Raw genomic sequence first — 7,698 nt, 5'->3', positions numbered from 1 at the left:
TTAAATCGAAGAAGATAGATTACGGCAAGGGCGTGCGTCGACGGCGTCAGGAGAGAATAAGCGACAGATATGACGTTCTTTCACGGGCCGCCTCCACCGCCCGCCTTCGGGTCGGCGGGCGGCGGAGGCGGCCCCTGCAAGAACGTATTACCGCTCGGTGGCGGTGGCGGCGTCGGTGTGGGCTCCGGTTGCGCGTGCGCGATCGAAGGCAGTGTGAGCGCCATCGCGGTGGCGCCGGTCAGCGCCGCGATCGCCAGTGACTTTGAGAGGCCCTTGCGGTGTTCGCGTATCGCGTCTCGCTCATCCATGGGGAAGAAACTACCGTGTTGCGGCCGTGACGCAAGTGCGAGTTGCTCCAAAAGTGCTAAATTGTGACATTGCTGTGAACATTAAACCTGCAGCAAGGCAGCATAAAGACAGATTGCTGAGACAACAGGGCGCCCACGCGTGGCGCGGGGTGCGCCCACTGCGGTTGGCGCTGGTTGTCAGAGTCGATCTGTCGGTAAATCGCGACGGCAAGCCGCACCGTTACTGGCTCGGGAAAAGCGTGACCTCCTGCGCCTTCACCGAGAAGTAGACACGCTCCCCCGCCGTCAGACGCAATTCGGCGGCCGAGTCGGCGGTGATGTCGGCAGCCAGGCCCGGCGCGCCGCCCGGTTGCTCCTCGGCGCGGATACGGATGGCGGGCCCGTGGCTGTCGAGTTCGGCGATCGTCACTTCCACGGTGTTGCGGGGACTTCCGTGTGGTTTGTCCCGGTACACAGCGACCGCCGCCGGTGAGAACAGTGCCACGGTCGACCCCCCGGACACGGTGTCGGGTCCAGCGACTCCGTGCCAGGCAGCGCCAGACTGCGTCGTCAGCACGCCGTCGGGACCCGCAGTTCCCGCGACCAGATTCACGCCGGCGAAGCGCGCACCGAACTTGCTGCGAGGTGTAGCCAAAATGGCTGCGGTGGAACCTATTTCAGCGATTTTCCCCGCCTCCATGACGAGCACCCGGTCAGCGAGGGTGAGCACGTCGATCAGGTCGTGGGTGATGAGCACCGCCGATCGGTTGTCGCGGACAAGCACCCGGCTCAGCAGCTTGCGCATCGAAGCCGCGGCACCCACGTCCAAGCCGGCCAGCGGCTCGTCGAGGAGCAGCACATCCGGCTCGGCAGCAAGCGCACGCGCCAGCGCGATCCGCTGCGCCTGCCCGCCCGAGAGTTGTCGGGGCGTGCGATCGGCGAGGTCGGCGGCGTCGACCTCGTCCAGCCAACGTGCTGCAGCGGCCCGCGAGCTGCGCGGTGAGAACGCGACGTTGGCGGCGACGCTCAGATGCGGGAACAGCAGCGGATCCTGCAGCAACAAGCCGACCTGACGGTCATGGGTCGCGACATGTGTATCCGCGGCTGTGTCGGTCAGCACGCGGTCACCGACGCGAACGACACCGTCGTCGGGCCGCACCAGGCCGGCGACGACATGAACGGCCGTCGACTTGCCGGCGCCGTTCGGCCCGAGGACGGCGAGTACCTCTCCGGCGGCAACCGCGAATTCGATATCCACGCCGCGGTTTTCAACGACCGCGCGCACGCTGAGGTCGGTCACGATCGGTCACCACGCATTGGCGCCCCCGGCGCGGAGGCGCCGACTACCGAGACCGATGACGACGACCGCGGCGACCACGACGAGCAGCAGCGACAGCGCCACGGCTGCGTCGGCGTCGCTCTCCCGCTGCAGATAGATCTCCAGCGGAAGGGTGCGGGTGACGCCCTCGCGCGAACCCGCGAAGGTCAAGGTGGCGCCGAACTCGCCCAGCGCGCGGGCGAATGCCAGTACCGCGCCGGACACCAGGCCGGGAGCCAGGAGCGGCAGCGATATCCGCCACCAGACGGTGGTGGGCCGGGCACCCAGGGTCGCGGCGACCACCTCGTAGTCGACCCCCGCGGTGCGGGCAGCGCCTTCCAGCGAGATCACCAGGAACGGCAGCGACACGAAGGTCTGCGCCAACACGACGGCCGTCGTCGTGAACGCGATCTGGATCCCCGCGGCATCCAGATATTGACCGATCAGGCCGAGACGGCCGTAGGCGTACAGCAGTGCGATGCCACCGACGACCGGCGGAAGGACCAACGGAAGCAGGATCAACGGCCTGGTCATTCGCACCGCCCTGGCGTCGCTGCGGGCGAACACCAGAGCCATCGGCACCCCGAGGATCACGCACAACGCTGTGCTCGCCGTCGCGGTTCTCAGACTCAATTCCAGCGCAGACAGCGACGCGGGACTCGTGATCAGTGTCCAGAAGCGCGGCCAGTCGACTTTGGCGGCGACCGCGATGAGCGGGACGGCGACGAACAGTGCCCCGAGCGCGGCGGGGATGTAGATCCAGCGAGGCAGGACGGCCGACGGGCTCAAGGCGTAGCGAGAGCTGCGGAAATCGCGCTGGCTTTCGAGGTGGTCAGCGCCGCGATGGGCTTCACAGATCACGACCCTATGGCACGTCGGCTGCGATGTGGTGGCAAGTCCCGCGTGCCGCGTTTCGTCCTATAGCTACTGTCCAGTAACATTTTGTGAACTGGCTGGGGTTCAGTGCTGAACACGGAGGAGGTCCTGGCGATGGAGGTGCTGGTCACCGGAGGCGACACCGATCTAGGCCGGACGATCGCGGAGAGCTTCCGTGACGCGGGGCACCGGGTGGTGATCGCCGGCGCACGCCGCGACGAGCTGGACGTCGCCGCGAAGGAACTCGAAGTCGACGCAGTCGTGTTCGACAACACCGATGCGGCAAGCCTCGAAGAAGCGCGGGACCAGTTCCCCCACCATCTCGACACCATCGTCAACGTGCCGGCCCCGCGCTGGGACGCCGGCGATCCGCGGACGTACTCCCTCGCGGATCGGGCCACGGCGTGGCGCAATGCTCTCGATGCGACGGTGCTTTCGGCCGTGCTCACCGTCCAGATCCTGGGTGATCACCTGCGGTCGGGCGGTTCGATCATCAACGTCATCCCAGAGAACCCGACTGAGGGCGGTGCAGAGGCGGCCATCAAGGCTGCGGTATCCGATTGGACCGCCGGGCAGGCCCCGCACTTCGGCATCCGGGGCATCACCGTGAACGCCGTCGCATCGGGCCGAAACACAGAGCCCGGCTACGACGGACTGTCTCGGACGCCGCCGCCGGTGGCCGACGAGATCAGTCGGCTCGCGCTGTTCCTGACCACGCCGGCAGCCCGGCACATCACCGGTCAGACGCTGCACGTCAGCCACGGTGCGCTGGCGAACTTCGGCTAGATATTCCTCCGTTCGCCGAAAGCTAAAGCGGGGTGACCGCTCCGGTTAGTTGTGGTTACGTGGAGGCGTGGCTATCAAACTCGGACTCCAGATCCCCAACTTCTCCTACGGCACCGGCGTCGCCGAAATCTTCCCCACCGTCATCGCCCAGGCTCAGGAGGCCGAGGCCGCCGGCTTCGACTCCGTCTTCGTGATGGATCACTTCTACCAACTGCCGGGCCTCGGAACCCCCGACCAGCCGATGCTCGAGGCGTACACCGCCCTCGGCGCGCTGGCTACCGCGACGGAACGGGTTCAACTCGGAACCCTGGTCACCGGCAACACGTACCGCAACCCGACGCTGCTGGCCAAGGCCATCACCACGCTCGACGTGATCAGTCAGGGCCGCGCGATCCTCGGCATCGGCACCGGCTGGTTCGAACTCGAGCACGACTCGCTCGGCTACGAATTCGGTACCTTCACCGATCGCTTCAACAAGCTCGGCGAGGCGCTGCAGATCATCCTGCCGATGCTCGCCGGCGAGCGACCGACGGTGAACGGCAAGTACTACCAGACGCAGGAAGCCATGGCCGAACCGCGCTTCCGCGATCACATTCCGTTGATGATCGGCGGCAGCGGCGAGAAGAAGACGATTCCGTTGGCGGCCAAGCACTTCGACCACCTCAACATCATCGCGGGATTCGACGAGTTGCCCCGCAAACTGGCCGTGGTCAAGGAGCGCTGCGAGGAGATCGGCCGCGATCCGGCCACGCTGGAGACAAGCATGTTGGTCATCGCGATGATCGACGAGAACGTCACCGAGGACATGATCCCGGACGACTTCAAGCAGCAGGCGGTGTTCGGCAGCGCCGAGCGCGTCGCCGAACAAATAAAGACCAAGGTGATCGACGCGGGCGTCACCGGCGTGATTCTGAGCCCGGTGACAAGCCTCAACGGCTACCACCCCGGCGGCGTCACCGCTGTCGGCGAGGCGTTGAAGCCATTCCTCGGGACATAATTCCGCCCTTTGACGTGGGAAACAACACAGCCAACGATGCGACTATGAGAGGTTCAGGCGGCTACCGTAGTGGGTAGGAACTGCACGTGAAGCACCGTCGAGGAGCCCAAGAATGAGCCATCCCGGAGCCACTGCGACCGATAGGCACAAGGTCGTCATCATCGGTTCGGGGTTCGGCGGCCTGACCGCTGCCAAAGCGCTCAGGCGGGCCGACGTCGACGTCAAGATGATCGCCAAGACCACCCACCACCTGTTTCAGCCGCTGCTGTACCAGGTCGCGACGGGCATCATCTCCTCGGGGGAGATCGCGCCCCCCACCCGGATGATCCTGCGTAATCAGAAGAACGCGCAGGTGCTGCTGGGCAACGTGACGCACATCGACCTGTCGAATCAGACCGTCAGGTCCGAGTTGCTCGGGCACACCTACGTCACGCCGTACGACACGCTGATCGTGGCGGCAGGTGCGGGCCAGTCCTACTTCGGCAACGACCATTTCGCGGAATGGGCGCCGGGCATGAAGTCGATCGACGACGCGCTGGAGCTGCGCTCCCGCATCCTCGGCGCGTTCGAGCAGGCCGAGCGGTCCAGCGACCCTGCCCGTCGCGAGAAGCTCCTGACGTTCACCGTTGTCGGCGCCGGCCCGACCGGCGTCGAAATGGCCGGGCAGATCGCCGAACTCGCCGACCACACCCTGAAAGGCGCGTTCCGGCACATCGATTCGACGACTGCGCGGGTGATCCTGCTCGACGCCGCCCCCGCCGTGCTGCCCCCGATGGGCGAGAAGCTCGGCAAGAAGGCCCAGGCGCGCCTTGAGAAGATGGGCGTCGAGATCCAGCTCGGTGCGATGGTCACCGACGTCGACCGCAACGGCATCACCGTCAAGGATCCCGACGGCAAGTTCCGCCGCATCGACTGCGCGACGAAGGTCTGGTCGGCGGGCGTGTCGGCCAGCCCGCTCGGCCGCGACATCGCCGAGCAGTCCGACGCCGAGGTCGACCGCGCCGGCCGGTTGAAGGTCCTGCCGGATTTGAGCGTTCCCGGCCACCCCAACGTGTTCGTGGTCGGCGACATGGCTGCCGTCGAAGGCGTTCCCGGTATGGCGCAGGGTGCCATTCAGGGCGGCAAGTACGCGGCGAAGGCGGTCAAGGCCGAGCTCAAGGGTGCCAACCCCGCCGAGCGCGAGCCGTTCCAGTACTTCGACAAGGGCTCCATGGCCACGGTGTCGCGCTTCTCCGCGGTCGCCAAGATCGGACCGCTGGAGTTCGGCGGCTTCATCGCCTGGCTGGCGTGGCTCGTGCTGCACCTGGTGTATCTGGTCGGATTCCGGCGCAAGATCACCACGCTGCTGTTGTGGACGGTGACGTTCCTGTCGAAGAAGCGCGGAAACCTCACGATCACGGAGCAACAGGCTTACGCCCGCACCAGGATCGAAGAACTCGAGGAGATCGCGGCCTTGGTTCAGGATCCGGAAAAAGCGGCGGTCTAGAGCCGCTCGCCCTGCCACGTCGACAGACAGCCGCCGCCCGCCAACGCCAGTGCCATGCCCGCGGTGTCGGCTTCCGTTTCGGGATAATTCAGTTCGCTGATGCACGCCATCGGCGCCGCCAATTCGTCGTCGGTCACCGAGCCGCGGCCCATTTCGATGCGGTGCCGCAGCAGCGCAGACCCGTCGACATCGGCGTGTAGTGACCCGGACCAAAAGCCCTGTCGCTCATTGCTTCTGCCGATCTGAATGCGTTCTCGCAGCTTGACACGGGCGGATCCGCCCAGAGCGAGGCGTGTCGAGGTGATGTGCCGAGAGGCCGCCGCGACAACAGTCGGTTGCGGATCGAGATCGAGTTCACCGGCTACGTCCAGAGTCCACATCGCATGTGACTCATGCGTGGTCGGGCCGGGAAGCGTCACCGTCGCCGCGGCGGTGCGTACTCGCAGAATTGCCCCCGGTTCGACGACGATGCGCACACACACGGTGTCACCGCCGAGCGGGGTGGCCGCCGCCGACACCAGATGCACCGTGTCGGGTTCGGTCTCCCGCGCGGCGAGTCCGCCCTTGGATTCAATGCGCGGCCGCCGGTCGCGATGCGCGACGATGAGGACGTCGGATCGCACTAGACCGTTACCTTCAGCTGCTCACGCACCCAGCTCAACACCGCCGTCGCTCCGGGGTCTTCGGTCAGCGAGATCAGCACGGCCGGGCGGTCACCGCGCACGGTGGCCGCGTCGCGGCGCATCACCTCCAGGTCGGCTCCGACGAGCGGTGCCAAGTCGGTTTTGTTGACCACCAACAGATCCGAGTAGGTGACGCCCGGACCGCCCTTGCGCGGCACCTTGTCACCACCGGCGACGTCGATGACGAAGATCTGCACGTCGACAAGGCCTGAGCTGAAGGTGGCCGTCAGGTTGTCGCCGCCGGATTCCACCAGAATCAGGTCGAGCCGCTCGTTGCCCGCGATGAGGTCGTCGATCGCATCGAGGTTCGCGGTGATGTCGTCACGAATCGCGGTGTGCGGACAGCCGCCGGTCTGCACGGCAGCGATGCGGTAGTCGGGCAGGACGGCATGACGGCGCAGGAAGTCGGCGTCCTCGGTGGTGTAGATGTCATTGGTGAGCACCGCCAGTGACAGTTCATCACGCAGTTGTCTGCACAACGCGGCGACCAGCGCTGTCTTACCCGAACCGACGGGGCCGCCGATACCGATGCGCAGCGGCTCTCCGGCCGTCCGCCGGCGCTTGGGGCGATCGGAGTGACCGTGTGGCTGGCCGTCGAGGAAATGCGGTGGCATGACAACTCTCTTTCAGGACGCGAACAGGGGTCGCTCGCGGTGGCTGTGTCGCTGGGCCAGCACGTCGAGCAGCGGATCGGACAGGTCGGCCAGCTCCTTGCAGGCCGATGCGGCGGTCTGATCGCACGACGTGGCCAGTTCGAAGGTCAGGGCCGCAACATCGCCCGGGTCGAGCGCAAGTAGCCGCTGTGCGGCTGTCGCCGACCCGGTCATCGTCGTGTAAACGACGGTCAGCGCCGTTTGTTCAGGCTCAAGACCGCTGGCCGCCCCGACCGCACCCGCCACTACGGCGAGGTGCGGCGCGACACCGAGGGTTTCCCAGCTCTCGGCCGGCCAGACGCGCCGACCGAGTCGCAGCAGACCGCGCCCCTGCGCGCGAGATGCCTGGCGAGCGGCGGGTGCCGGTGTGCGGGCGTCGATCTCGTGGTCGGCCTGCGTAATCGGCAGGCCGCCGCCGTGCACGGCCGCGGCTACCGATGCTGTCACCAGGCCGGTGGTACGGATCCGCCGGCACAGGAAAGCCCGCAGCGTCACGAGGTCACGCACCAAACCCTCGGTGACGGCCTCCTCGATGCCGCCGGAGTGCACGTGACCACCGGTCGGCAGCCGTGAGTCCGACAGTGTCAGCAGCGTCGCGAGATTCGTCATCGC

Annotated in this window: 9 protein-coding genes; 3 read left to right on the top strand and 6 right to left on the bottom strand. The window is 66.5% G+C overall.

Features of this window, described 5'->3' with window-relative positions; translation table 11 throughout:
• Positions 1-80: 80 nt before the first annotated feature.
• The 3 genes from CSQ99_RS11690 to CSQ99_RS11680 all read right to left on the bottom strand — a co-directional run bounded on the left by CSQ99_RS11690 (position 81) and on the right by CSQ99_RS11680 (position 2,394).
• Positions 81-308, bottom strand: a complete 228-nt coding sequence (locus CSQ99_RS11690) for an APA family fibronectin-binding glycoprotein (RefSeq protein WP_342746691.1) — start codon at positions 306-308, stop codon at positions 81-83.
• A 220-nt stretch (positions 309-528) separates the two neighbouring features.
• A complete protein-coding gene (locus CSQ99_RS11685; RefSeq protein WP_099039197.1) occupies positions 529-1,587 on the bottom strand; it encodes a sulfate/molybdate ABC transporter ATP-binding protein in 1,059 nt (352 codons plus the stop codon).
• A 6-nt stretch (positions 1,588-1,593) separates the two neighbouring features.
• Positions 1,594-2,394, bottom strand: a complete 801-nt coding sequence (locus tag CSQ99_RS11680) for an ABC transporter permease (protein ID WP_099039217.1) — start codon at positions 2,392-2,394, stop codon at positions 1,594-1,596.
• Positions 2,395-2,589: 195 nt separating this feature from the next.
• Between CSQ99_RS11680 and CSQ99_RS11675 the strand changes: the two genes are divergently transcribed.
• The 3 genes from CSQ99_RS11675 (at position 2,590) to CSQ99_RS11665 (ending at position 5,750) form a co-directional block, all read left to right on the top strand.
• Positions 2,590-3,267 (top strand): SDR family oxidoreductase, encoded by a 678-nt coding sequence (locus tag CSQ99_RS11675; protein ID WP_176560983.1) that lies wholly within the window; start codon positions 2,590-2,592, stop codon positions 3,265-3,267.
• Between the two features lie 67 nt (positions 3,268-3,334).
• Positions 3,335-4,264: an LLM class F420-dependent oxidoreductase gene (locus CSQ99_RS11670; RefSeq protein ID WP_099039196.1), complete on the top strand. Its 930-nt coding sequence runs from the start codon at positions 3,335-3,337 to the stop codon at positions 4,262-4,264.
• Between the two features lie 112 nt (positions 4,265-4,376).
• Positions 4,377-5,750 carry an NAD(P)/FAD-dependent oxidoreductase gene (locus CSQ99_RS11665; RefSeq protein ID WP_099039195.1) on the top strand — a complete coding sequence of 458 codons (1,374 nt, stop codon included), beginning with the start codon at positions 4,377-4,379 and terminating at the stop codon, positions 5,748-5,750.
• Here the strand turns inward: CSQ99_RS11665 and CSQ99_RS11660 are convergent.
• The 3 genes from CSQ99_RS11660 to CSQ99_RS11650 are packed head-to-tail and all read right to left on the bottom strand — an operon-like array spanning position 5,747 to position 7,695.
• Positions 5,747-6,373 carry an urease accessory protein UreD gene (locus tag CSQ99_RS11660; RefSeq protein ID WP_099039194.1) on the bottom strand — a complete coding sequence of 209 codons (627 nt, stop codon included), beginning with the start codon at positions 6,371-6,373 and terminating at the stop codon, positions 5,747-5,749. The two genes, CSQ99_RS11665 and CSQ99_RS11660, sit on opposite strands and share 4 nt — an antisense overlap.
• Positions 6,373-7,047 carry an urease accessory protein UreG gene (gene ureG / locus CSQ99_RS11655; protein WP_099039193.1) on the bottom strand — a complete coding sequence of 225 codons (675 nt, stop codon included), beginning with the start codon at positions 7,045-7,047 and terminating at the stop codon, positions 6,373-6,375. Before ureG ends, CSQ99_RS11660 begins: the two co-directional genes overlap by 1 nt.
• 12 nt (positions 7,048-7,059) lie before the next feature.
• On the bottom strand, positions 7,060-7,695 hold the full coding sequence (locus CSQ99_RS11650; protein ID WP_099039192.1) for an urease accessory protein UreF: 636 nt from the start codon (positions 7,693-7,695) through the stop codon (positions 7,060-7,062).
• Positions 7,696-7,698 lie beyond the last annotated feature (3 nt).

It is taken from the genome of Mycobacterium neglectum, assembly GCF_002591975.1.
In the GTDB taxonomy this organism is placed as follows: Bacteria; Actinomycetota; Actinomycetes; order Mycobacteriales; family Mycobacteriaceae; genus Mycobacterium; species Mycobacterium neglectum.
This window is presented reverse-complemented; position numbering and strand designations above follow the sequence as displayed.

Excerpts from the sequence above, each read along its gene's own strand:
- CSQ99_RS11690 (WP_342746691.1), bottom strand. The coding sequence starts at position 308 with ATGGATGAGCGAGACGCGATACGCGAACACCGCAAGGGCCTCTCAAAG.
- CSQ99_RS11665 (WP_099039195.1), top strand. The coding sequence starts at position 4,377 with ATGAGCCATCCCGGAGCCACTGCGACCGATAGGCACAAGGTCGTCATC.
- ureG (WP_099039193.1), bottom strand. The coding sequence starts at position 7,047 with ATGCCACCGCATTTCCTCGACGGCCAGCCACACGGTCACTCCGATCGC.
- CSQ99_RS11650 (WP_099039192.1), bottom strand. The coding sequence starts at position 7,695 with ATGACGAATCTCGCGACGCTGCTGACACTGTCGGACTCACGGCTGCCG.